A 22,423-nucleotide genomic window follows, 5' to 3' on the forward strand; every position below is an offset into this window, starting at 1 on the left:
TTCAAAGACATTCAGACTGATCCAATCTTCCGAGGCGGTTTACGCGGTTTTCCCACGTAGAGATGAAGCGCCCCAGGTTCTCTGCCGCTCTTATGCGGGTTGCGGTTCTCGGTTGAGGGTCGCGTAGTGGGCTTGCTCGAACTCGGCGGGTGGAATGTAGCCGAGGCTCGAGTGAAGCTTACGGGTGTTGTACCAGTCGACCCAGCCAGCGGTCGCGAACTCGACGTCGCTGATGGTCTTGTAGGGCCCGTCGTGGAACACCGTCGTGCGGATGCACTCAGTTTTGAAGAGCCCGTTGATCGTCTCCATCAGTGCGTTATCGAACGCGTCACCGACGGACCCGATAGAGGGAGCGATACCGTCGAGCGTGAGCTTGTCGGTGTATGCCAGGGAGACGTATTGAAGCCCGGCGTTCGAATGTGCGCGGAGCTGCTCGGGCCGGATCGGGTGCCCTTCACGCGCTCGTTCCGACAAGGCCATGCGCAGCGGGATCATCACCAGCTCGACGTGCTTGGCGGTCTGCGCGCGCCAGGCCAGGATCCGTAGAGAGAACACGTCGACGATGAACGCGACCTAGACCCAGCCCGCCCACGTTCGGCAGTAGGTGAAGACCATCACCCAAATGTGGTCCGGGCGCGGCGCAGTGAAGCCGCGATTCACAAGGTCGCCGGCACGGATCCCGTCTTTCCCGGGGATCGTGGTGCGCACGCCTTTGACGCGACGGATCCCCGAGAGCCCGAGCGCTCGCATGCCACGGTCGACAGCACCCCGCGACGCATCGGGCATCGAGGTTAGGCGGATCAGGGCAGTCATCTTCCGACGCCCGTAGAGGCCTTCGGGGGTCAGCACACGATGCATCGTCCCGTGGCATTCGACAACGGTCCACGCTGCCGCACGGACTACATCATGAGCCTGCGCGTCCGTGATCGTTCGCGACGCAACGACGCCTTGCCGGTGGGCTCGGTAGGTGCGCGCGGCGATCTTCACGCCCTGCTCACGCAGGACCCGGATGATCGACCAGGCCGCGCGACCTTTTAGCTCTCATCATGTCGATGAAGCCCAGCATCAACGGTTGCGGGGGCCTGGTTCCCCGCGAAGAAAGTCGTCCCCGCCCTTTAGGATCGCGACGTCCTCCCGCAGGCGACTGTTCTCCGTCTTGAGTCGTTTGATCTCGGCATACTCTGCGCTGGTCACCCCCCTCGCGGGTCCCGTCGTCGATATCTGCTTGCAGTACCCACCGGCGCACGGACCGTTGCCCACACCGACCTGGCGGGCGACGGCCGCTGAAGCGGCCGTCAGCGAGGGACACTCCGACCGGTGCTCCCGCACCAACCGGACAGCGCGTTCACCGAGCGCGGGATCGATCTTCTTCGGCATGACATACATCCTTCCAACTAAAAAGGATGCGGTATCAAACCTGGGGCGCTTGACACCCTCGTCATCGGCAACTCACCACCACACAACTCGGCACCACAAAAACGTCGCCAAACAGCACGAACAGCACAAACAGTCATACTGTACTCACTGGCCGGTATCGAGGTGATACTCCTGGCGCGGGCGGCCGGTCCCGCCATACTGCAGCGTCATCTTGAGTCGCCCTGCGGAGACAAGCTGCGCGAGGTGGCGCCGAGCGGTCGGGGGAGCGATGCCGATCGCCTCCGAAACGTCGTCGGCGAAGAGACTGGTGCCGGCCTCGGTGAAGAGCGCGAGAATTCGTTCCTCCGTCGGCGAAGTCTGCTGGGGGCGGTCGCGGCGGGCAGTCCCGAATCGAATGGCCGCGAGTGCGTCGTCTACTCGCCTTTGGCAGATATTGCCCTCGGATAGTAGCGCGCGGTAGCGCTGGTAGCCGGCGAGCCGGCGCGCGAGTTCGGTGTCGTCGAACGGTTTTATGAGGTAGGTCAGTGCACCGTAACGGGTCGCCAAGCGGACCGCCTCGCTATCGGTTTCGGCGCCGACGACGAAGCTGTCGCAAGGGAACTCGGCGACGAGATCGATCCCGGAACCGTCGGGGAGATAGACGTCGAGCAGCGCGAGATCGATGGTGCCGCGAGGAGCCGCAGCGAGCTCGGCGCGTGCCTCCGCGATCGTTCCCGCCTGCCCGACGACAGTGAATCCCTGCATCGCGGAGACGATAGCGGCGTGCAGCCTGGCGACCCGAAAATCGTCGTCGACGATGAGTACGCCCAGCTCGCACGTGGTCGAATCCATTGCTTTTCGTCCCTACCCTTCCGAAATCACGTCGCGAAGTTCCGCGACGAATACCGCGCCACCAAGTCCGTCCGGATCGCCGCCCGGGTCGACGACCTGGATATCACCGCCGGCGCGGCGACAAATCTGCCGCGCCAGCGCCAGCCCCATCCCGTGTCCGCCCGGCACGTCATCCGGCTTGGACGTTGCGCCTTCGGTGAATACCTGCGACGGATCGTCGAATCCGATTCCGGGTCCCGAGTCCGCCACCGTGATCCACAACGTGCCGTCGTCGGTGACAAGTTCGGCTTCAACCTTCGCGCGAATCTCATCGCCGGCCTCGACCCGGCCGAGGTCGCCGGCGGCCGCGTCGATGGCATTGTCGACGAGGTTACCGAGGACAGTCGTCGCCGCCACGGGATCGACGAGAGCGCCGGCAACCCACGTCTGTCCGCCGATGCTCAGCTCCACGCCGCGCTCGCGCGCCAGCGACGTCTTCGCGTCGAGGAAGGCGTGCAGATGGGGCTCGGCGACATTGTCCAAACCGGAGGGCTCCGAGGCGCCACGCCGCCCGATGATCTCGGTGAGAAATTCGAGAGCCTCGTCGCTGTGCCCATGCCGCAGGAGTCCGGACAGGACGTGAAAGCGGTTCGCCGTTTCGTGGCGCTGGGCGCGCAGCGCCTCGCTCATCGACTTGATCGAATCGAGCTCCCGGCTCAGCTGCTCGATATCCGTGCGGTCGATGACGGACAGGACGACGCCGAGATCCCGCCCGTCGACGGTGACCCTGTGCGAGGAGGCGAGCACGATCTGCTCTCCGACGCCCGCGGCGATCGGTCGCGGATTCGGATCATTGAGAAGCCCGAGAAGACGAGGGGAGAGGGAGAGTTCGTCTTTCGGCGTTCCGACAGGCGCCGAAATGTCGAGCAACTCGCGGGCGCGATCGTTGATCACGCGAAGGCGCTCGTCGCGCCCGATGGCCACCACGCCATCGGCGAGAGAACCGAGGACGGCTCGCTGATCGGTGACGAGGTCGACGAGTTCGTCGGGTTGGAGCCCGAGAGTGAGGCGCCGCCAACGGCGCGCGAGCAGCCACGAGGCCGTGATACCGACGAACAACGCCAAGGCGGCGATGCCGATGGTGACGGCGATATCGCCGCGAGCCTCGTCGGCGATTTCCTGCGTGGAAATGCCCGTGCTCACGAATCCCACGATCCGTCCGTCGACATCGCGGACCGGCGCCTTGCCTCGCACAGACTCGCCGAGGGTTCCCCGGTCGGTGTCGAGGATTTCCTCGCCATCGAGAACGCCGCTTGGATCGGTGGAGACGTGGAACCCGATCTTGTCCAGGTCGGGGTGCGCGAGGCGGATCCCCTCGCGATTGGCGATGACGACGAACAGCACGCCCGTACGGCGAGCGATGTCGACGGCCATCCGTTGCATGTCTCCGCCGACGAGTTCCTCGGGTGGAACATCGAGGCTTGAAGTCGCCGACAGTTTTTCCCGGACTTCCGGGTCGCTGGCGACGGCGCGCGACACCGCCAGCGCTCGTTCTGCGTACTCTTCGCGCAACTTGTCGTCGGTGCGGCTGATCTGCCATGTGGCGATGACGGCGAGGCTGGCGACAAGCACGAGGACCTGCAGCACGAGGATCTGCGCGACAAGCGAGACGCGACCAGCCCGCCGGGCCGGTCGCGTCTTCATCTCGTGTTGGGTCATGGGGTCAGAATAGGCGCACGCGCAGCGCGATCAGAACGGAATCACGCCGACGAGTCCACCGACGAGCAGCATCGCCGCAGACACGATGACGGCGCGCCACAGCACCTTTTTGTGGTGGTCGGCCAGCGACACCGAGGACAACGCGACGAGCAGGAGGATCGCCGGCACCAGTGGGCTCTGCATGTGGACCGGCTGGCCGGTGATGGACGCGCGGGCCATCTCGGCGCCGGTGATCCCGTACTGCCCCGCGGTCTCGGTGAGGATCGGGAGCACGCCGAAGTAGAAGGCGTCGTTGCTCATGAGGAAGGTCATCGGGATCGACAGGATGCCGGTGACCATCGCCAAGCGCGGCCCCATGAAGTCCGGGATCGCGCCGGTGAGCCAGTGGGCGAGCGCGTCGACCATGCCGGTTCCGGTGAACACGCCGGTAAGCACGGCTGCCGCGAGCACCATAGCCACGACCGACACGATCGATGAGGAGTGGCGGGTAATGGCGTCCTGCTGATCCTTGACGCGCGGGAAGTTGATCACCAGCGCGAGACCCGAGGCGATCATGAACAGCACGGGGATCGCGACGATGTCGAGCCCGAGGACCACGAGCAGCGCGATGGTCAGCGCTGCGTTGACCCACAGGAGCTTCGGGCGCAGCGTGTCGCGGTCGGGATCGAGCACCCCGCCGAAAGCGTTGCCCTCGGAGTCCGAACCGCCACGCGAGCCGCCCGTCCCGTTATCGCTTCCCGCGTCCGAGCCGTGCCCGGACCCGCCGGTGGGAGTGCGCCGTCCGCCGTCATTGGCGTGGGTGGTGTCGCTGGGGCGCGTGGCGACGGCGACGGAGGAGTACGACGTGGTTTCGCTGGTGGACCCGCCGACGGCGGCGACCGACTCGGTGCTGCGCTTCTCGAACGGCGATGCCGCAGACACGAGCACGGACTCGCGGACCTCGATCTTGCCGATGCGGCGGCGCTCCATGAGGCCGAGGTGGTAGGCGAAGCCGAAGACGACGAGCATGCCGACGACGAGCGAGGGGATCATCGGGAGGAAGATCTCGGAGACGTCGATATTGAGGGCGGCGGCCGCTCGCGCGGTCGGGCCGCCCCACGGGAGGATGTTCATCGTGCCGTTGGCGAGGCCGGCGACCACAGTGAGTACGACGGGGGAGACGCCGAGCTTGAGGTACAGCGGCAACAGCGCGGACGTGACGATGATGAAGGTCGTCGAACCATCACCGTCGAGGGAGACAACCGCGGTCAGGATCGCGGTGCCGACGACGAGCTTCGCGGGATCCTCGCGGACGAGCCTGATCACCCCTCGCACGATCGGGTCGAAGAGACCGACGTCGATCATGATGCCGAAGAAGATGATCGCGAAGAAGAGCATCGCGGCGGTGGGCGCGAGGTCCTTGATGCCATCGATGATCATGTCGCTGACCCCGAGGCCGGCTCCGGCGAAGAGACCGAAGGCCACGGGGACGAGGAGAAGCGCCACGACGGGCGTCGCGCGCTTGCTCATGATGAGGTACATGAATACGGCGACCATTGCGAGGCCGAGAACTACCAGCATTACTCACTCGATTCGATCGTTCTGTGCTGTTGAACCCGCCTCTGCTCTGGCAGGTATGTGACACAAGTCTCGTTGTAATGCTGGTCACAGTCACGCTTGTGCGCGTAACTATCGTTTTGCTCGTTTTGCTCGCTCTTTTTACCTATGACGCCGGACGCCGTGGAAACGCCCGCCGCTAGCCGCGCGCGGGCTCGAAGATCTTCCAATCCGCGAACTTCGCGGTCACATTATCGCCGGTGGAGCGCCCCGTGAGCCGCCGCGCGACCCACGGCCAGACGTATTCGCGGTAGTAGCGCGCTTCTGCGAGCGCTCCTCGCGTGTGGCGAACTTCGGGCGGCGCTTCGACCTCGCCGGAGTCGAGGCCGATCTCGCGCATCTCCAAATATGCGACGCGCGCGTGACCGGCGGGGTTGAGATGGAGACGGTCCGGGGACCAGTAGTGGGCGTCGCGGATGGCGGAATCGTTGAACACGTCGACGTACGACGCGCCCAAATCCTCGGCGACCTGCTTGGTCGCGACGGTGAAGTCGGCGGCACGCTGGTGGAAAACCCGGCCGAAGGGGAGTCGGGAGGAGGGATCTGCGCCGCTGAGGAGTACCGGGCGAACTCCTTCTTCGTTGCAACGGTTGACGACGTGGCGCACGAGTTCGACGAGCGCACGTTCGTCGATGCGGGCGTGAAGGAAATCGTTGCCGCCGCCGTGCACCGACAGGTGCGTCGGCGCCGGGTCGAGCGCGAGCGCGGTCTCGAGTTGCTCCTCGACGATGGGGCCGAGACAACGACCGCGGATCGCGAGGTTCGCGTAGTGCACGGGCTCGCCGCGGTTCTCGGCGAGCTGCTCGGCGAGACGGTCCGCCCAGCCTCGCGGCGTCCCGTCCGGGTACTCGTCCCCGACGCCCTCGGTAAAGCTGTCTCCAATCGCGACGTAGCGGATGGTCACGCTGATCGAGTCTCCTCTTCTTCCCCTATCGGCCGTTCGATGTGCGTCCAGTTCGGGAATTTCGCCTCACGGCCGTCGCCGGAGGACCGTCCGGTGAGTCGGCGCCCGACCCAGGGTAGGACATGTTCGCGGTAATACCGGGCCTCGCCGAGCGGGCTCCGCTTCGCCTCCGTCACCACCGTTTCCTCGTCTGCGGGGAGTGAGAGTTCGAAGGCCTCGAGCACGAGCGAGGCGACGCGCGCGTGTCCTCCGGGGCCCAGGTGGAGTCGATCGCCCGACCAGTAGTGGGCTTTGCGAATCTCGGTGTCGTGGAAGGCGTCGACGAACGTGGTGCCGGTCTCGGCGGTGAGTTCGGAGATCGCGTCGGTGAGCATTCCGGCCCGGCGGTGCAGCAGCTTGCCCATGGGCAGGCGCGAAGACGGGTCCGCGCCGCTGAGGATCACGGGCGTGACCCCGGCTTCGCAGCAACGCTCGATGACTCCCCGGGTGAGGTCGACCAGATGCGCCATGTCGTGCTTCGGGCGCATCATGTCGTTGCCGCCGCCGTTGAGGGTGAGGTGGGTGGGGAGCGGTTCGAGCGACAGCGCTACGTCGAGCTGTTCGTCGATGATGGGATCGAGAAGGCGCCCGCGGATCGCGAAGTTCGCGTAATACACCGGCGCGGGCTGTACCGCGGCGAGCGCGCCGGCAAGGCGATCGGCCCAGCCGCGAGGCGTGCCGTCGGGTCGCTCATCTCCGACGCCCTCGGTGAAACTGTCTCCGATCGCGACATAGCGAATAGTCAACGCAAGAGTCCTTTCCAATGACGGCGCAGCACGCGGATCCCGCCGAGAAACGTACTGTCGCTTATATAACCCGACTATGTAACCTACGCCCGTTCGCGCGGGCACGTGTGAATGGTCCGCGGCGCACCGGGGCCGGGGGATTGAGGAGGACAGCAGATGTTTCGTGGTCTCAGCGCTTTTCCATTGACACCGGTCGGCCGAGATGGCATGGATGACGGGGCCTTTGCGCGGCTAATCGATCGCCTGGTGGCCGCGGGAGTCGACTCGATCGGCGCGCTGGGCTCGACCGGCTCCTATATGTATCTCGACCGCGCGGAGCGCGCGCGGATCGCCGCGCAGGCCGTCGAGCGGGCGGCGGGGACGCCGGTCATCGTCGGGGTGGGGGCTCTGCGCACCGAGCATGTACTCGCCCACGTCGATGACGCCCAGTCGGCCGGGGCTGACGCCGTTCTTCTTGCGCCGGTGTCCTACCAGCCGCTCACGGTCGACGATGTGTTTGGGCTGTACGAGGATGTCGACCGCGAGCTCTCGGTTCCGTTGGTGGTGTACGACAATCCGGCGACTACCGGCTTCGAGTTCACCGACGAGCTGTACGCTGCGCTGGCGCGGCTCGCCAATGTCGCCGCGATCAAACTTCCCGGGGTGCCGTAGGAGCCTGGCGCGGCGGCGCAGCGCGTATCCGAGCTGCGCGAACGTATCCCTTCAAGCGTGGCGCTCGGAGTTTCCGGGGACGGATTCGGCGCCGCAGGGCTCCTCGCGGGGTGCGAGTCCTGGTTCTCGGTGATCGGCGGCACGCTGCCCGCGCCGGCGCTCAAGATCACCCGTGCCGCTCTCTCCGGCGACGCCGACGCCGCGCTCGCGACGTCGGAACGACTGCGACCGGTGTGGGATCTCATGGCCGAGCATGGCAGCCTCCGCGTCACCGCCGCGATCGCGGAGTACCTCGGCCTCATCGAAGCGCCGAGCCTGCCTCGGCCGATTCGAGGCCTCTTCGCGGCGGATGCCGCCCGCGTAGCCGAAATTGTCGACCGCTTGGGTCTCGCAGGCGGGGCAGATTAGGCCGAGGGGGCGATCACGGCGGCCGGGTTGACCGAATTGAGCACGTCCGCGGTCTGGTCGTCGGGGAAGCCCCAGGTGTTCGCGGCGATGGTGAAGCCCAGGCCGAAGCTCGCCGAGGCGACTTCGCTGTCGCCGTAGTCCGACCAGCCCCACTTGGTGCCCCGCACGCCGGGCACCTGGGAGGTGCCCCAGTTCTGCTCGGTCCCGTCCGCGGCGACCGGATCCGCGTCGCGCATCCAGTCGAGAATCGGCGTATCGGGGTCGAGCATCTTCGCGTTGAGGAAGGTCGTCACGTCCGCGGTGGAGGTAAACGAGGTGCCCCAGTTGTCGCCGGGCCACGTGGAGGTGAGGCCGTAAGCCTCCGCGGGCGCCGATACCGAAACCGGGCCGTACTTGTCCCACATGCGCTGCGCGGCGGCGTCGTCGGAGGCCTTGATCATCCGCTCGAGGTCGGCGGTGTCGGTGCCGTCGCCGTGCTGCCAGATGTAGTCGACCATGTAGAGCTTGACGATCGACAGTGCCGGCCTGGCCTCGTGCATATCCGGCGTGCCGATCGGCCCGAGGGGCGTGCCCACCGCGATCTGCGTGCGCTCGGGCACCGTGAGCGAACCTGTGTCGCCAGGGGCTGCGGCCGCAGCGGGTGCGACCATCAGTGTCGCGGCGAGCCCGGCTAGTGCTGCTGTGCTTGTCAACCGTTTCATGGAGCACAACGCTAACTTGCCGGCGCCGATTCCGCACGGCCTGCGGCTTGCCGGCCCCACTTTCCGGTGCCCGCCAGGGTGCGCCTATTCGGTTCCGATGACGTCGTACACCAGCTTCTGTATTCCGTTGGCGTATGTCTCCGATTCACGGACACGCAGGCGAGTGGCGTCCTTGTCCTCCTCTGAGAACAGCCGCTTCCCGGCGCCGAGAAGGACAGGGAACACGAGCAGGTGATAGCGGTCGACGAGCCCGGCATCGGCGAGGGCAGCGCCCAGCGTGGCGCTCCCATGCACGATGATCGGGCCGCCTTCGCCCTCCTCCTTGAGCGCACGGACGTCGTCCACCGAACGCAGGATCGTCGCAGGCCAGCGTGCGTCCACCTGCTCAAGCGTGCGCGAGACGACGTAGCGGGGCATCGCGTTGTACTCGGCGAACTCGTCCATCTCGGGCCACACAGGCGCGAAAGCCTCGTAGGACTTTCGACCGAGCAGCAGGGCGCCGGCCTCGGCCTGCTCGCGCCCCTTGATCTCGTACGCTGCCGGATCGAAGTCGATCCCGTTGAAGGTCCACCCGGAGTTCCGATACCCGGGCTCCCCTCCAGGTGCCTCCATGACTCCGTCGAGCGACATGAACGCGGTGACGACTATTTGCTGCATGCGGATCTCCTCTATTCGGATCGAATTCTATCGAGCCGCCGCTGCGTGGATTTGTCCTTGCGTGCGTTCAACACGGCGCGGACTCAGTCCCTCCACCAGTCGTCCTGCGGGGCGGCCGGCATTGCCCGTTTGTGACGGGATATGCGATAGAGATGCTCGATGCGCTCGGCGATGGCATCGGAGACCTCGCGCTGCTCGAGGTAGTCGTCGATCTCCGCGTACCGGACTCCGAGTGCCTCCTCGTCGGGAAGCGCGGGGCGATCGTCCTCCAAGTCCGCGGTGGGGACCTTCGTCCACGTCGATTCCGGGGCGCCGAGTTCCCGCAGGATCGCGGCTCCTTGGCGCTTCGTGAGCCCGGTAAGGGGAGTAAGGTCCGCGCCGCCGTCGCCGTACTTGGTGTAGAAACCTGTGACAGCCTCGGCCGCGTGATCGGTGCCGACGACGAGCATGCCGAGCTGCCCCGCGACCGTGTATTGGGCGACCATCCGTTCGCGGGCCTTAATATTGCCGCGCACGAAGTCGCGGATCTCGCCAGCACCTCCCTCGACGTCGCCGACGGCCGTGGCCGACGCCGCGGCAGACGCATCTGCGGCCTCCTTGATATTGACGACCAACGACTCGTCCGGCCGGATAAATTGCAAGGCCGTCTGGGCATCGGCCTCGTCCGACTGCACGCCGTAGGGAAGGCGGACCGCGACGAATTGCGCACGTCCGCCGTCATCCCTGACCTTTTCGGCGGCAAGCTGGCACAGCCGTCCCGCCAGGGTCGAGTCCTGCCCGCCGCTGATCCCGAGGACGAAGCCGGAGGTGTGTGACGCGGCGAGGTAGTCTGCGAGAAACGCGACCCGTTCGTTTATCTCGCCTATGACGTCGATGTCTGGCTGCACATGCAGCGCCCCGGCGATTTCGCGCTGCATGGGACGAGGTGCGGAAGCGGGGGAGTGAGCGTCTGTCATGCGGTCGATCCTAGGCGGCTGATATGACAATTGGGTTTCCGAGCCGCTACTATGACCAAGTTCCATGTCATCGCTTTGCCGTGCGCGCGAACCGGAAAACCGGTTGCTGTGCCGCAGCGGCGACGAGAGACATATCGGCTAGCAGAAAGGAGCGCCCCATGAAGGTCCGCAAGTCCCTTCGGTCGCTGAAGAACAAGCCGGGCGCCCAGGTTGTGCGCCGCCGCGGCAAGGTCTACGTGATCAACAAGAAGGATCCGCGTTTCAAGGCCCGCCAGGGCTAAGAGCGAAGGCACGCCAACGTGCCACAGGCGCCCGCCATCCCCCTTCGGGACGGCGGGCGCCTTTTATTTGTCGCCTGGCCAATAGCCCGCTAGCCGGTCGAACCATTCTCTGGGAAAGGTTTCGTGTCCCCGCACGCGCTGTGCCCCCTAGTTCCCCCGAAATCGCGCGTTCGAACGCGGATGTCGAAACCCTGTGGACGTATCTGTGGACCAGATGTGGACGAACGGTGGACAAGGTGTGGGCAAAGATCTTGTCGGACTCCGCCGTCATGATGGGTTCTGTATCGGGTTTCGCGTTCGAACGGCGCGCGGGAAACAACATCGGTGTCGTTCGAAACGCTGTTATGGCGGAACGGGGGTCCACAAGGTGAGACGGCGACCTGGGAATATCATGCGTGTAAGACCAATATGTCGTGGTCGGTTGACCTTCTGAACACAACGGGTAGTGTTTGAAGGCGTTGCGGTCATTGAGTCGGACACAACGAGCCGGCGGGAATTCCAGGCCCTGTGGAGGTGTTGAATCTCCATAGAGGGCGCGCGAATTCCACAGGTTCGCCGTCGATGTTCGAATAATCACAAGAGCCGCATCCGGACAGAAGTTTCGTCGTTCCCAGTGCGTGAAGAAAGGCCTCAAGTCGCTATGAGCATCACCGTTTACACCAAGCCGGCGTGCGTGCAGTGCAATGCCACCTACCGTGCTCTCGACAAGCAGGGTCTGGATTACGAGGTCGTGGATATCACCGAGGACTCCGACGCTCGCGAGTACGTGATGGCTCTCGGCCACCTGCAGGCCCCGATCGTGGTGGCAGGCGAGGACCATTGGTCCGGCTACCGTCCGGATCGCATCAAAGCTCTCGCCACCGCCGCAGCCTGACCTGCGGTCGATCGCACGTCGGGCGCAGAAATCATGGGGAAGTGACCTGAGCGTCCTGGAGGCGACACATATGAACCGCATCGCATATCTCGATTCGGTCCCGCGTGCAGCGGAAAAGTCCGTGCATGTGGTCTATTTTTCCAACGTCTCGGGCAATACCGAACGCTTCGTGAGCAAGCTCGGCTACGCCTCGACTCGGATTCCGATCTATTCCTCGGAGCAGATGCCGGAAATGTCCGAGCCGTTTGTTTTGATTACTCCCACTTACGGGGGTTGCTTGTCGGTCACCGGCAAGGAGGGGTCGCACGTACCGCGACAGGTCAAGAAGTTTCTCGCCAATAAAACCAACCGGGACCTCGTCCGTGGGGTCCTGGCGGCGGGAAACTCCAACTTCGGCGCATCGTTCGGTGCGGCCGGCGAGGCAGTAGCTGCCAAGCTGGGCGTGCCCTACCTGTACCGATTCGAACTCATGGGAACGCAAGAGGACGTGGACAACGTCCGCAAGGGATTGGACGAGTTTTGGTAGCACCAGCGGTAGACCGCGCGGAAACGGCAGAAAACACATCGACGGCGTCCAGCGGCATGGATTACCACGCGCTGAACGCGATGCTCAACCTGTACGACGACGATGGAAACATCCAGTTCGACAAGGACCGTGAGGCTGCACGCGAATACTTCCTGCAGCACGTCAACCAGAACACGGTGTTCTTCCACAACCAGAGCGAAAAGCTTGACTACCTCGTGGAAAAGGAATACTACGAGGCCGAGGTGCTCGAGCAGTACTCGCGCAACTTCGTCCTCTCGCTTTTCGAGAACGCCTACGCGCAGAAGTTTCGGTTCCCGACCTTCCTCGGCGCGTTCAAGTACTACACGTCGTACACGCTCAAGACCTTCGACGGTAAGCGCTACCTCGAACGCTACGAAGACCGCGTGTGCATGGTCGCGCTGGCACTTGCCGAGGGCGACGAAACCCTCGCGCAGGCCCTCGTCGACGAGATCCTCGCGGGTCGCTTCCAGCCGGCCACCCCGACGTTCCTGAACTCGGGCAAGAAGCAGCGCGGCGAGCCCGTGTCCTGCTTCCTCCTGCGGATCGAGGACAACATGGAGTCCATCGGCCGCTCGATCAACTCCGCGCTGCAGCTGTCCAAGCGCGGCGGCGGTGTGGCGTTGCTGCTGTCGAATCTCCGTGAGCACGGCGCACCCATCAAGCACATCGAGAACCAGTCGTCCGGCGTCATCCCCGTGATGAAGCTGCTCGAGGACTCTTTCTCGTACGCCAACCAGCTCGGTGCACGCCAAGGCGCGGGTGCGGTCTACCTGCACGCCCATCATCCCGACATCCTCAAGTTCCTCGACACCAAGCGCGAGAACGCCGACGAGAAGATCCGCATCAAGACGCTGTCCCTCGGCGTTGTGATTCCGGACGTGACGTTCGAGCTGGCGAAGAAGAACGAGGACATGTACCTGTTCTCGCCGTACGACGTCGAGCGCATCTACGGCAAGCCGTTCGCCGACATCAACGTGTCCGAGCACTACAACGAGATGGTCGAGAACAAGGCGATCTCGAAGAAGAAGATCAACGCGCGCCAGTTCTTCCAGACGCTCGCCGAGATCCAGTTCGAGTCCGGATACCCGTACATCATGTTCGAGGACACGGTAAACCGGGCGAATCCGATCAAGGGCAAGATCACCATGTCGAACCTGTGCTCGGAGATTCTCCAGGTGTCGACCCCGTCGTCGTTCAACGACGACCTGTCGTACTCGGAGATCGGCAAGGACATCTCCTGCAACCTCGGTTCGATGAACATCGCCAAGTCGATGGACTCCCCGGACCTCGGCAAGACGATCGAAACCGCGATCCGTGGTCTGACGGCGGTGTCGGATCAGACCGACATCTCCTCGGTGCCGTCGATCGAGAAGGGCAACGATCAGTCGCATGCCATCGGCCTCGGCCAGATGAACCTGCACGGCTACCTCGCCCGTGAGCGCATCTACTACGGCTCTGAAGAGGGCGTGGACTTCACGAACATCTACTTCTACACGGTCTTGTTCCACGCGCTTCGCGCCTCGAACCAGATCGCGATCGAGCGAGGCACCGCCTTCGCCGGTTTCGCGGATTCGAAGTACGCCTCCGGCGAGTTCTTCGACAAGTACACCGATCAGGAGTGGGCGCCGGCCACCGAGCGCATTGCCCAGCTGTTTGCCGATGCCGAGGTGGAGCTCCCCTCGCAGTCGGATTGGCGCGAGCTCAAGGAATCGGTGCAGGCGCACGGTATCTACAACCAGAACCTGCAGGCCGTTCCGCCGACGGGGTCGATCTCCTACATCAACAACTCGACGTCCTCGATCCACCCTGTGGCCTCGAAGATCGAGATCCGCAAGGAAGGCAAGATCGGCCGCGTTTACTACCCGGCGCCTTACCTGAACAACGACAACCTGGACTACTACCAGGACGCGTACGAGATCGGCTACGAGAAGATCATCGACACCTACGCTGCCGCCACCCAGCACGTCGACCAGGGGCTCTCGCTCACCCTGTTCTTCAAGGACACGGCGGACACCCGCGAGGTCAACCGTGCGCAGATCTACGCATGGCGCAAGGGCATCAAGACGCTGTACTACATCCGCGTGCGCCAACTCGCACTTGAAGGCACCGAGGTGGAGGGTTGCGTCAGCTGCATGCTGTGACCGTCAAATCTCGCCATGTCTCCGTAACCGAAGCCAGCGGAATTTCGGTTCAACCTCGTTAGAAAGGCACCTCACGTGACCTCCACCGAGCAGCACGCTCCCGGCTCGCACAGCCCTGCCGAAGGGGTTCGCCCCAACCTCGTCGACCGCGTGTCGGCGATTAACTGGAACCGCGTTTCCGATGATGTCGATGACCAGGTTTGGGATCGTCTGACCAGCAACTTCTGGCTGCCAGAAAAGGTGCCGGTCTCCAACGATATCCAGTCGTGGCAGACGCTGACCGATCTCGAGCAGCAACTCACAATCCGCGTGTTCACCGGGCTGACCCTGCTCGACACGATGCAGGGGACCGTCGGCGCGGTGTCGATGATCCCGGATTCGATCACCCCGCACGAGGAGGCCGTGTACACCAACATCGCCTTCATGGAGTCGGTCCACGCGAAGAGCTATTCGACGATCTTCTCCACGCTCTGCTCGACCCCGCAGATCGACGAAGCCTTCCGCTGGTCCGAGGAGAACAAGTTCCTCCAGCGCAAAGCGAAGATCGTGCTCGAGGACTACGCAGGAACGAATCCGCTGCACCGCAAGATCGCCTCGACGCTTCTCGAGTCGTTCCTGTTCTACTCGGGCTTCTACCTGCCGATGTACTGGTCCTCGCGGGCCAAGCTGACCAACACCGCGGACATCATCCGGCTCATCATTCGCGACGAGGCCGTGCACGGTTACTACATCGGCTACAAGTACCAGCGCGGGCTCGAAAAGCTCACCGAGGCCGAGCGCGAAGAGCTCAAGAACTACACCTTCGAGCTCATGTTCGAGCTGTACGAGAACGAATCGGACTATGCCGAGGATCTCTACGACGCCGTCGGTTGGACCGAGGACGTCAAGAAGTTCATGCGCTACAACGCCAACAAGGCGCTCATGAATCTTGGCTACGAGGCGATGTTCCCGAAGGACGAGACCGACGTCGATCCGGCGATCCTGTCGGCGCTGAGCCCCAACGCCGACGAGAACCACGACTTCTTCTCCGGATCCGGCAGTTCCTACGTCATGGGCAAGGCCGTGGCAACCGAAGACGAGGACTGGGACTTCTAGCACTCACCCAACATGGCTCGCGGCGGCGCCGCTACCTGCTCGGTCATTCGACCGTTAGGGAGCGGCGCCGCCGTTCTTGTTTCCTATATAAAAGGACAAACTATCCGTCTGCGGAGTAGCGATTGATATTAGCGGCGATGTCCTGGACCGCCGTGCGTGCGGCGACGATCCCGCGGCCCTGCCACACCGAAGGCTCGACGACGAACACTCGACGATTCTTCATAGGAGACAGCTCCTCCCAACGCTCGGACTCGAAGACCGAGCGCATCTCGGCCTCGCCGTTCGGGCCCGGTGGCTTGATCGCGAAGACCACATCCCCTGACAGCTCGTCGCCGGCAATGGGGGAGTAGTCCGGCGGATCCACCGGTTCGCCATCTTCGAGAAGCTGCGCCGGCGGGCGCTGCGCGCCCATCGCGGTGAGGATACGCACGCCGAGGATATCCGGGTCCGCGATTCGCGGCTCTCCGCCGTCAAACTGCACTACCGACACCTGCGTATCCGATGGCGTGGAAGCCTCCGCGGCGCCTTCGTAGAAACCGATGAAGTCGGTGAGCAGCGTGTCCATCGCCTTTTCACGGCCCAGCGCGGCCGCCGCCACCCGGGCGGACTCCGACCACGGCACCTCGGCACCCGGATCCTCGTAGGAGATGATCGGCGCCCCGTCGTCACCCAGAGTCTTCCGTAGTTCGGCCGCGGTAACGCCGGCGTCGGCGCCTACGAGGATGACGTCGGGGTCGAGATCCCGTACCTGGGACGAGAACTCGGAAGTCGCCGGATCGGCGATGGGCACTGATGTGAGCCGAGGCGGGAGCACGGCGTTCGCGTCCGCGGGCAAAGGCGAGGTGGCGACAACCCGGTCTTGGAGCCCAAGCGCGCAGGCCGTGTCCGCGGCGCCGTAACCGAGAGCGAGAATTCGCTCGGGCTCGGTGGGGACGCGCACCTTGTCGGCGTCATCGCCGGGCGAGGAGGCGACAGACACCGTCGACCCGGAATCGACGCGCAACGGCTCCTCCGGGCAGGCCTCCTCCGGGTCGCCGGAGCGGAGGAGCTCCTCCCCGGCGGCGCGCGAAGGCGTCGACTCGGTGATCGGATGTTCCTCCATGTCCATTGGCGAGGGGCCGCAGGCACTCAGCGCGACCCCGAGGGCCAGGAGGCCGACTGCTGCCGGAGCGGCCTTTCTCGCGCCCTCGAGCGACGGGAGACGGCGGGCTCGGTCAACAGTGAAATTACGCACCTCACCAGGTTAAGAGACGCGGGCGGAAGGTGGCGACACGGACACTCCCAAACGGAGGCCTAAGAAATACACAGAAAGGGGTGGGGTCGATGTCCAATACCGAGTGGCGGGGTCTAAGATTATTGCCAGCACATCCGTGATGTTCGAAATATGCAGTCAAGATGGACGGCTTCGACGTTTCGGTGAGCATTTGACCAGGGCAAGACTTTCAGGAGGAGCCCCATGACCACAGTGGCACCGCGCCCGGTGCACGAGCTGGACCACCCGGCTGGGACGCCGACCGGGACAGGTCGTAAGGGCTCGTTCATTTGGAAGATGTTGACGACCACAGACCACAAGCAGCTCGGTCTGATGTACATCACCGCATGTTTCGTCTTCTTCTTCATCGGCGGCCTCATGGCGCTGCTGATCCGTGCCGAGCTCGCACTGCCCGGCATGCAGTTCCTGTCGAACGAGCAGTTCAACCAGCTGTTCACCATGCACGGGACGATCATGCTGCTGTTCTACGGCACCCCGATCGTCGTCGGCTTCGCGAACTACATCATGCCGCTGCAGATCGGTGCTCCCGACGTAGCGTTCCCGCGCCTCAACGCGTTCGGCTTCTGGCTGTTCGTGTTCGGCGCCTCACTGACCCTGGTCGGCTTCCTGACCCCGGGCGGTGCCGCCGCGTTCGGCTGGACGATGTACATGCCGCTCGGCGATGCCGTCCATTCGCCGCAGGTGGGCGCTGACCTGTGGATCCTCGGTGTCGGCGTGTCCGGCCTCGGCACGATTCTCGGTGGCGTCAACTTCGTCACCACCATCGTGTGCATGCGCGCCCCGGGCATGACCTTCTTCCGCATGCCGATCTTCACGTGGAACGTGCTCGTCGCGTCCGTGCTGATCCTCTTCATCTTCCCGATCCTCACCGCGGCCGCGCTCGGCGTGTACTACGACCGCCAGTTCGGCGGGCACCTGTTCGACGCGCAGAACGGTGGCGCCATCATGTGGCAGCACCTGTTCTGGTTCTTCGGGCACCCCGAGGTCTACATTCTCGCCCTGCCGTTCTTCGGAATCGTCTCCGAGATCTTCCCGGTATTCTCGCGCAAGCCGATGTTCGGCTACGCGGGCCTGATCTTCGCGACGCTCTCCATCGCAGCCCTGTCTATGGCCGTGTGGGCGCACCACATGTTCGTGACCGGAGCCGTGCTGCTGCCGTTCTTCTCGTTCATGACGTTCCTCATCGCCGTCCCGACGGGCGTGAAGTTCTTCAACTGGATCCTCACGATGTGGAAGGGCAAGATCACCTTCGAGGCTCCGATGATCTTCGCCTGCGGCTTCATCACCTCGTTCCTCTTCGGTGGACTCACCGGTGTCATGATGGCGTCCGCGCCGATCGACTTCCACATCTCGGACTCGTACTTCATCGTCGCGCACTTCCACTACGTGCTCTTCGGCACGATCGTGTTCGCGACGATGGCCGGCGTGTACTTCTGGTTCCCGAAGATGACGGGCCGCATGTACTCCGAGACCCTGGCCAAGTGGCACTTCTGGCTGATGTTCATCGGTTTCCACGGCACCTTCCTCGTGCAGCACTGGCTCGGTAACCAGGGCATGGCCCGCCGCTACGCGGACTACCTGGCCACCGATAACTTCACGGTGCTCAACATGATCTCCACGATCGGCGCCTTCATCCTGGGTATCTCGTTCCTGCCGTTCATCTGGAACATCATCCACAGCTGGCGCTACGGCGAGATCGTCACCACCGACGATCCGTGGGGTGCGGGTAACTCGCTCGAGTGGGCCACGAGCTGCCCGCCGCCGCGCCACAACTTCGTCAAGCTGCCGCGCATCCGCTCGGAGCGCCCGGCGTTCGAACTGCACTACCCGCACATGATCGAGCGCAACCGCGCCGAAGCTCACGTGGGGGGCAGGCACTAGCTCGCCGCACCTTCGTGAACAGAATGTGACGACAAGTGGCGCATGTCCCGGAATTGGGGCATGCGCCACTTTCGTTTCACGGCCTCATCGGCGAAATCCGACGGCGGCTAGGCTGGTAGGGGTCGCGCGGGCTCGACCGGGTGCGCCCCGAACTTTCAGACACACATATCCACCCTCCCGAAAGGTAGGTGCCGTGAGCACCACGAAATCGACGCTGCTGATCACGATTTCCGGCCCCGACCATCCTGGCGTCACCTCATCGGTGGTGTCCGTCCTGTCCTCGCACGGAGCCGATCTCCTCGATGTCGAGCAGGTCGTGGTCAACGGGCATCTCACCCTCGGGCTATTCGTCGACGCGAACGGCGAGGCGGACGAGATGAGGCGCGAGGTCGCAGAAGTGGCCGAGGATCTCGGGGAGGAAGCGTCGATCCATCTCGATTCCCCGGATCCCCACACCGGGCCCAGCACGCACGTCGTCACGCTTCTCGGTCAGCCGGTGTCCGCCGTCGCACTCGGCGGGGTGGCGTCGGCGCTCGCCGCAATCGATGTGAATATCGACGCTATCAAGCGGATCGCCGACTACCCGGTTACGGGCCTCGAGCTCGAGGTGTCGACCTCGGACCGAAGCCGGTCGAGTGACGAGCAACTGCGCATGGCGCTGGCTCCGCTGTCGGACCGTCTGGGCGTCGACCTGTCGGTGGAGCGGGCAGGGCTCGCGCGCCGCGCCAAGCGATTGGTGATGTTCGACGTCGACTCGACGCTCGTGCAGGGCGAGGTGATCGAGATGCTCGCTGCGAGGGCAGGCCGGGAGGCCGAGGTCGCCGCCGTCACCGAGCGAGCGATGCGCGGGGAACTCGACTTTGCCGAGTCTCTCCACGAGCGAGTTCGGGCGCTCCAGGGCCTGCCTGCCACCGTCATCGACGACGTGGCCGCGGAGATCACCCTGACGCCCGGTGCGCGCACGACCATCAGGACCCTCAAGCGCCTCGGCATTCGATGCGGGGTGGTTTCCGGCGGGTTCACCCAGGTTATCGAGTCTCTGGCCGCCGATCTCGGTCTCGACTTCTACAAGGCGAACACCCTGGAGATCGAGGACGGCGTGCTGACCGGTCGCGTGGTCGGCGAGGTCGTCGACCGCCAGGCCAAAGCCGAATACCTGCGCCGCTGCGCGGACCACCTCGGGATTTCTCTCACCCAGACCGTGGCAGTGGGCGACGGGGCGAACGATATCGACATGCTCTCGGCCGCCGGCCTCGGCATCGCGTTCTGTGCGAAGCCGGCTCTGCGCGAGGTCGCAGACGCCTCGCTGTCCAAGCCGTTCCTCGACGCGGCACTTTTCCTCATGGGGATCACGCGCGACGAAATCGAGGCTGCCGATCGCGCGGCGAATACGTTCCGGCGTGTGCCTCTTGAGTGAGGACGCAGGGGCCGGGGCGACCGGCCCGATGCAGTGGCTGCCTGCGCGAGGGGAACAACGCGGGTGGTGCCTGGCTAAATTGCGCGAGGTCGCAGGCGGGCCGCCACGGTTCGCGCCGCCCGAGCGTCCCCGCGCAATGCAGATCGCGCTCGAACTGCCCAAGGTTTTCGACGACCGCCCCGGCCGCTCGCTGATCCTCGCGGCCGCCGCCCGCGCGGTGGCCCGCTTCTGCCTCGACGCTCGGGTCGCACCCGGCGGGGAGTGGAACGAGGCGTACACGGCGTGGGTCGGCTCTCAAATGCGCAAGGTAGCCCGCCGCGCCCGCGGTAGCCACTGGACCGCGACCGAAACCCTTGCCGGCGTCGAGGCGCGGGAGGGCGAGGCTGCGGCACGCGTGTTCGTCCCCGGTCCCCTCGACGCCGTGGATCCGCTGATCCAGCGGCTCCAGGTCGGCGGCACCGATGCGCCGACGGATACCCCGCAGGGCCGGGCGGATGTACCGTCCGCCGTCATACTGCTGGTTGACGGCGAGCTGGAGATGAGCGCGGGCAAGGCCGCTGCGCAAGCGGGGCATGCGATCATGCTCCTGCTCGCCGCGCTCGACGAGGAGCGCGTGTCCCGGTGGATAGACGACGGGATGCCGATCGATGCACGCCGCGCAGATCGCGAGGATTGGGCCGGGGCGAAGGCCGCCGTCGACGCGGGGAGGCCGGGGTACGCGGGCGTTCGCGACGCCGGGTATACGGAGGTCGCGCCCGGGTCGCTCACCGTGATCGGTGTGGATCCGGAGACCGCGAAAGGCGTCTAGAAAAAGATTCGGGTTTATTTCCACTTACCGAATCCGTGGGCGTAAAGTGCTCCAGGTAACAATTCCCGACCCTCTCAACGGACGACCTTCCTCCCGGTTGCGCCTTCGCCGCGGACCCTTTCGTCCAGAGATGGACCCAAAAGAAGAAAGGGGAGCCGCGCATGGCCGAGGTCTCTACGGACGTAGCATCCATCTCCGGCGCCGATTCCGGACCGGATTCGATCCCGCCGAAGGTTCAGCGTCGTCGAGTTGTCGTCGCGTCGACGATCGGCACCACGATCGAGTTCTACGACTTCTACGCGTACGCCACCGCGACCGTCGCGGTGTTCCCGTACCTGTTCTTCCCCAAGGGCGAAAGCGATACCGTCGCGCTTCTCAGCTCGTTCGCGACGTTCGGGCTCGCATTCGTCGCGCGCCCTCTCGGCTCGATCATCTTCGGGCACTTCGGCGACCGCATCGGCCGCAAGGCCACGCTCGTCGGCTCCCTTCTCACCATGGGTATCGCCACGTTCCTCATCGGCCTGTTGCCGACGTACGCGCAGATCGGCGTCGCCGCGCCCGCTCTGCTCGCGATCTTCCGCTTCTGCCAGGGGCTCGGCCTCGGTGGCGAATGGTCCGGCGCCGCGCTGCTCGCGACCGAGAACGCCCAGCCGGGCAAACGTGCGTGGGCGGCGATGTGGCCGCAGCTCGGTGCTCCCTTCGGGTTCATCCTCGCCAACGGGCTGTTCCTGGTCCTCGTGCTCCTGACCGGCCACGACATCACCGAATCCGAGGGCAGCTTCATCGACTGGGCGTGGCGTGTGCCGTTCCTGCTTTCGATCGTCATGCTCGCCATCGGTCTCTACGTCCGTTTCAAGCTCAACGAGACGCCCGTGTTCCAGAAGGCTCTCAATGAGGGCAAGAAGGTGCGCGTCCCGCTCGGCGAGGTGTTCACGAGCGCCTGGCGCACGCTGATCCTCGGCACATTCGTCATGCTCGCGACCTACGGCTTGTTCTACCTCGTCACCGCGTGGGTGTTGTCCTATGGCATTGCGAAGCCGGAGAACGGCGGACTGGGAATCCCGTACCTCGACTTCCTCATCCTCCAGGTCATCACCATCTGGTTCTTCGTCGCGGGCGTGCCGCTGTCGGGCTGGATCGCGGACAAGGTCGGCCGCCGCCCCATGCTCATCGCGGCGACCGTGCTCATCATCGTCTACGGGCTGAGCTTCGAGTTCTTCCTCGGCGAAGGCACCACCGAATTGCAAGTCGGCATCTTCCTCGGCATCGGCATGTTCTTCATGGGGCTCACCTTCGGACCGATGTCGGCGGTCCTGCCGGAGATGTTCGCCACCAACGTGCGCTACACGGGTTCGGGCATTTCCTACAACGTCGCCTCGATCCTTGGCGCAGCGATCACCCCGTTCGTTGCGACGTGGCTTGTGTCGGAATTTCATTCGCCCACACCGGTCGGGTTCTACCTGGCGTTCCTCGGCGCGCTCACGTTGATCTCGCTCATCATCATGCGCGAGACCCGCGACCGGGAGATGACCGAAATCTAGC

At 64.6% G+C, this 22,423-nt stretch carries 20 protein-coding genes and 1 pseudogene; 11 read left to right on the forward strand and 10 right to left on the reverse strand.

Annotated features, from left to right (window positions below; translation table 11 throughout):
- Positions 1-90: 90 nt before the first annotated feature.
- The 6 genes and pseudogenes from BJL86_RS05420 to BJL86_RS05450 form a co-directional block, all read right to left on the reverse strand.
- Positions 91-1,377: pseudogene (locus BJL86_RS05420) on the reverse strand (IS3 family transposase).
- Positions 1,378-1,521: 144 nt separating this feature from the next.
- A complete protein-coding gene (locus BJL86_RS05430; RefSeq protein ID WP_067474955.1) occupies positions 1,522-2,208 on the reverse strand; it encodes a response regulator in 687 nt (228 codons plus the stop codon).
- A 12-nt stretch (positions 2,209-2,220) separates the two neighbouring features.
- Entirely contained in the window at positions 2,221-3,906 is a 1,686-nt protein-coding gene (locus BJL86_RS05435; protein WP_231887224.1) for a sensor histidine kinase, read from the reverse strand.
- 30 nt (positions 3,907-3,936) lie between these two features.
- Complete coding sequence (locus BJL86_RS05440; RefSeq protein WP_067474962.1) at positions 3,937-5,466, reverse strand: CitMHS family transporter; 1,530 nt, start codon at positions 5,464-5,466, stop codon at positions 3,937-3,939.
- Positions 5,467-5,641: 175 nt separating this feature from the next.
- Positions 5,642-6,406, reverse strand: a complete 765-nt coding sequence (locus BJL86_RS05445; protein WP_231887225.1) for an SGNH/GDSL hydrolase family protein — start codon at positions 6,404-6,406, stop codon at positions 5,642-5,644.
- Positions 6,403-7,191, reverse strand: a complete 789-nt coding sequence (locus tag BJL86_RS05450; RefSeq protein ID WP_231887226.1) for an SGNH/GDSL hydrolase family protein — start codon at positions 7,189-7,191, stop codon at positions 6,403-6,405. Before BJL86_RS05450 ends, BJL86_RS05445 begins: the two co-directional genes overlap by 4 nt.
- Before the next feature lie 156 nt (positions 7,192-7,347).
- Here BJL86_RS05450 and BJL86_RS17550 point away from each other — a divergent pair, with 156 nt between their 5' ends.
- On the forward strand, positions 7,348-7,842 hold the full coding sequence (locus BJL86_RS17550; RefSeq protein WP_231887227.1) for a dihydrodipicolinate synthase family protein: 495 nt from the start codon (positions 7,348-7,350) through the stop codon (positions 7,840-7,842).
- A gap of 57 nt (positions 7,843-7,899) precedes the next feature.
- A complete protein-coding gene (locus BJL86_RS17555) occupies positions 7,900-8,250 on the forward strand; it encodes a dihydrodipicolinate synthase family protein (protein WP_231887228.1) in 351 nt (116 codons plus the stop codon).
- On the opposite strand, the gene BJL86_RS05460 is transcribed toward BJL86_RS17555, so the two are convergent.
- From BJL86_RS05460 to nadE, 3 genes are all read right to left on the reverse strand, one after another.
- Entirely contained in the window at positions 8,247-8,951 is a 705-nt protein-coding gene (locus BJL86_RS05460; protein WP_067474965.1) for a hypothetical protein, read from the reverse strand. The genes BJL86_RS17555 and BJL86_RS05460 overlap by 4 nt on opposite strands.
- A gap of 84 nt (positions 8,952-9,035) precedes the next feature.
- On the reverse strand, positions 9,036-9,608 hold the full coding sequence (locus tag BJL86_RS05465; protein ID WP_067474968.1) for a dihydrofolate reductase family protein: 573 nt from the start codon (positions 9,606-9,608) through the stop codon (positions 9,036-9,038).
- 83 nt (positions 9,609-9,691) lie between these two features.
- On the reverse strand, positions 9,692-10,564 hold the full coding sequence (nadE, locus tag BJL86_RS05470; protein WP_082908532.1) for an ammonia-dependent NAD(+) synthetase: 873 nt from the start codon (positions 10,562-10,564) through the stop codon (positions 9,692-9,694).
- Positions 10,565-10,722: 158 nt separating this feature from the next.
- Between nadE and ykgO the strand changes: the two genes are divergently transcribed.
- The 5 genes from ykgO (at position 10,723) to nrdF (ending at position 15,502) form a co-directional block, all read left to right on the forward strand.
- Positions 10,723-10,845, forward strand: a complete 123-nt coding sequence (gene ykgO, locus BJL86_RS05475; protein WP_003852698.1) for a type B 50S ribosomal protein L36 — start codon at positions 10,723-10,725, stop codon at positions 10,843-10,845.
- A gap of 640 nt (positions 10,846-11,485) precedes the next feature.
- Complete coding sequence (gene nrdH / locus BJL86_RS05480) at positions 11,486-11,719, forward strand: glutaredoxin-like protein NrdH (RefSeq protein ID WP_067474973.1); 234 nt, start codon at positions 11,486-11,488, stop codon at positions 11,717-11,719.
- Between the two features lie 70 nt (positions 11,720-11,789).
- A complete protein-coding gene (nrdI, locus tag BJL86_RS05485; protein WP_067474976.1) occupies positions 11,790-12,245 on the forward strand; it encodes a class Ib ribonucleoside-diphosphate reductase assembly flavoprotein NrdI in 456 nt (151 codons plus the stop codon).
- Between the two features lie 56 nt (positions 12,246-12,301).
- A complete protein-coding gene (gene nrdE, locus BJL86_RS05490; protein ID WP_197487590.1) occupies positions 12,302-14,407 on the forward strand; it encodes a class 1b ribonucleoside-diphosphate reductase subunit alpha in 2,106 nt (701 codons plus the stop codon).
- A 75-nt stretch (positions 14,408-14,482) separates the two neighbouring features.
- The gene (gene nrdF / locus BJL86_RS05495; protein ID WP_067474978.1) at positions 14,483-15,502 is read left to right on the forward strand and encodes a class 1b ribonucleoside-diphosphate reductase subunit beta; all 1,020 of its coding nucleotides are present in this window, start codon (positions 14,483-14,485) and stop codon (positions 15,500-15,502) included.
- Positions 15,503-15,602: 100 nt separating this feature from the next.
- On the opposite strand, the gene BJL86_RS05500 is transcribed toward nrdF, so the two are convergent.
- Complete coding sequence (locus BJL86_RS05500) at positions 15,603-16,736, reverse strand: ABC transporter substrate-binding protein (RefSeq protein ID WP_156515321.1); 1,134 nt, start codon at positions 16,734-16,736, stop codon at positions 15,603-15,605.
- Between the two features lie 222 nt (positions 16,737-16,958).
- On the opposite strand from BJL86_RS05500, the gene ctaD reads away from it, so the two are divergent.
- From ctaD to BJL86_RS05520, 4 genes are all read left to right on the forward strand, one after another.
- On the forward strand, positions 16,959-18,656 hold the full coding sequence (gene ctaD, locus BJL86_RS05505) for an aa3-type cytochrome oxidase subunit I (protein WP_067474981.1): 1,698 nt from the start codon (positions 16,959-16,961) through the stop codon (positions 18,654-18,656).
- 193 nt (positions 18,657-18,849) lie between these two features.
- Positions 18,850-20,073 (forward strand): phosphoserine phosphatase SerB, encoded by a 1,224-nt coding sequence (gene serB / locus BJL86_RS05510; protein WP_067474984.1) that lies wholly within the window; start codon positions 18,850-18,852, stop codon positions 20,071-20,073.
- Positions 20,066-20,881, forward strand: coding sequence for an aminoacyl-tRNA hydrolase (locus BJL86_RS05515; protein ID WP_156515322.1), 816 nt, complete (start codon positions 20,066-20,068; stop codon positions 20,879-20,881). Before serB ends, BJL86_RS05515 begins: the two co-directional genes overlap by 8 nt.
- A 161-nt stretch (positions 20,882-21,042) precedes the next feature.
- Positions 21,043-22,422, forward strand: coding sequence for an MFS transporter (locus BJL86_RS05520; RefSeq protein ID WP_067474989.1), 1,380 nt, complete (start codon positions 21,043-21,045; stop codon positions 22,420-22,422).
- Position 22,423: the final 1 nt, after the last annotated feature.

The organism is Dietzia timorensis (assembly GCF_001659785.1).
GTDB classification, from domain to species: Bacteria; Actinomycetota; Actinomycetes; order Mycobacteriales; family Mycobacteriaceae; genus Dietzia; species Dietzia timorensis.

Coding starts and splice junctions, on each gene's coding strand:
- nrdE (WP_197487590.1), top strand. CDS start 12,302: ATGGATTACCACGCGCTGAACGCGATGCTCAACCTGTACGACGACGAT.
- BJL86_RS05465 (WP_067474968.1), bottom strand. CDS start 9,608: ATGCAGCAAATAGTCGTCACCGCGTTCATGTCGCTCGACGGAGTCATG.
- nadE (WP_082908532.1), bottom strand. CDS start 10,564: ATGACAGACGCTCACTCCCCCGCTTCCGCACCTCGTCCCATGCAGCGC.
- BJL86_RS05440 (WP_067474962.1), bottom strand. CDS start 5,466: ATGCTGGTAGTTCTCGGCCTCGCAATGGTCGCCGTATTCATGTACCTC.
- BJL86_RS05430 (WP_067474955.1), bottom strand. CDS start 2,208: ATGGATTCGACCACGTGCGAGCTGGGCGTACTCATCGTCGACGACGAT.
- BJL86_RS05435 (WP_231887224.1), bottom strand. CDS start 3,906: ATGACCCAACACGAGATGAAGACGCGACCGGCCCGGCGGGCTGGTCGC.
- nrdH (WP_067474973.1), top strand. CDS start 11,486: ATGAGCATCACCGTTTACACCAAGCCGGCGTGCGTGCAGTGCAATGCC.
- ctaD (WP_067474981.1), top strand. CDS start 16,959: ATGACCACAGTGGCACCGCGCCCGGTGCACGAGCTGGACCACCCGGCT.
- BJL86_RS05460 (WP_067474965.1), bottom strand. CDS start 8,951: ATGAAACGGTTGACAAGCACAGCAGCACTAGCCGGGCTCGCCGCGACA.
- BJL86_RS05520 (WP_067474989.1), top strand. CDS start 21,043: ATGGCCGAGGTCTCTACGGACGTAGCATCCATCTCCGGCGCCGATTCC.
- ykgO (WP_003852698.1), top strand. CDS start 10,723: ATGAAGGTCCGCAAGTCCCTTCGGTCGCTGAAGAACAAGCCGGGCGCC.
- BJL86_RS17550 (WP_231887227.1), top strand. CDS start 7,348: ATGTTTCGTGGTCTCAGCGCTTTTCCATTGACACCGGTCGGCCGAGAT.
- nrdI (WP_067474976.1), top strand. CDS start 11,790: ATGAACCGCATCGCATATCTCGATTCGGTCCCGCGTGCAGCGGAAAAG.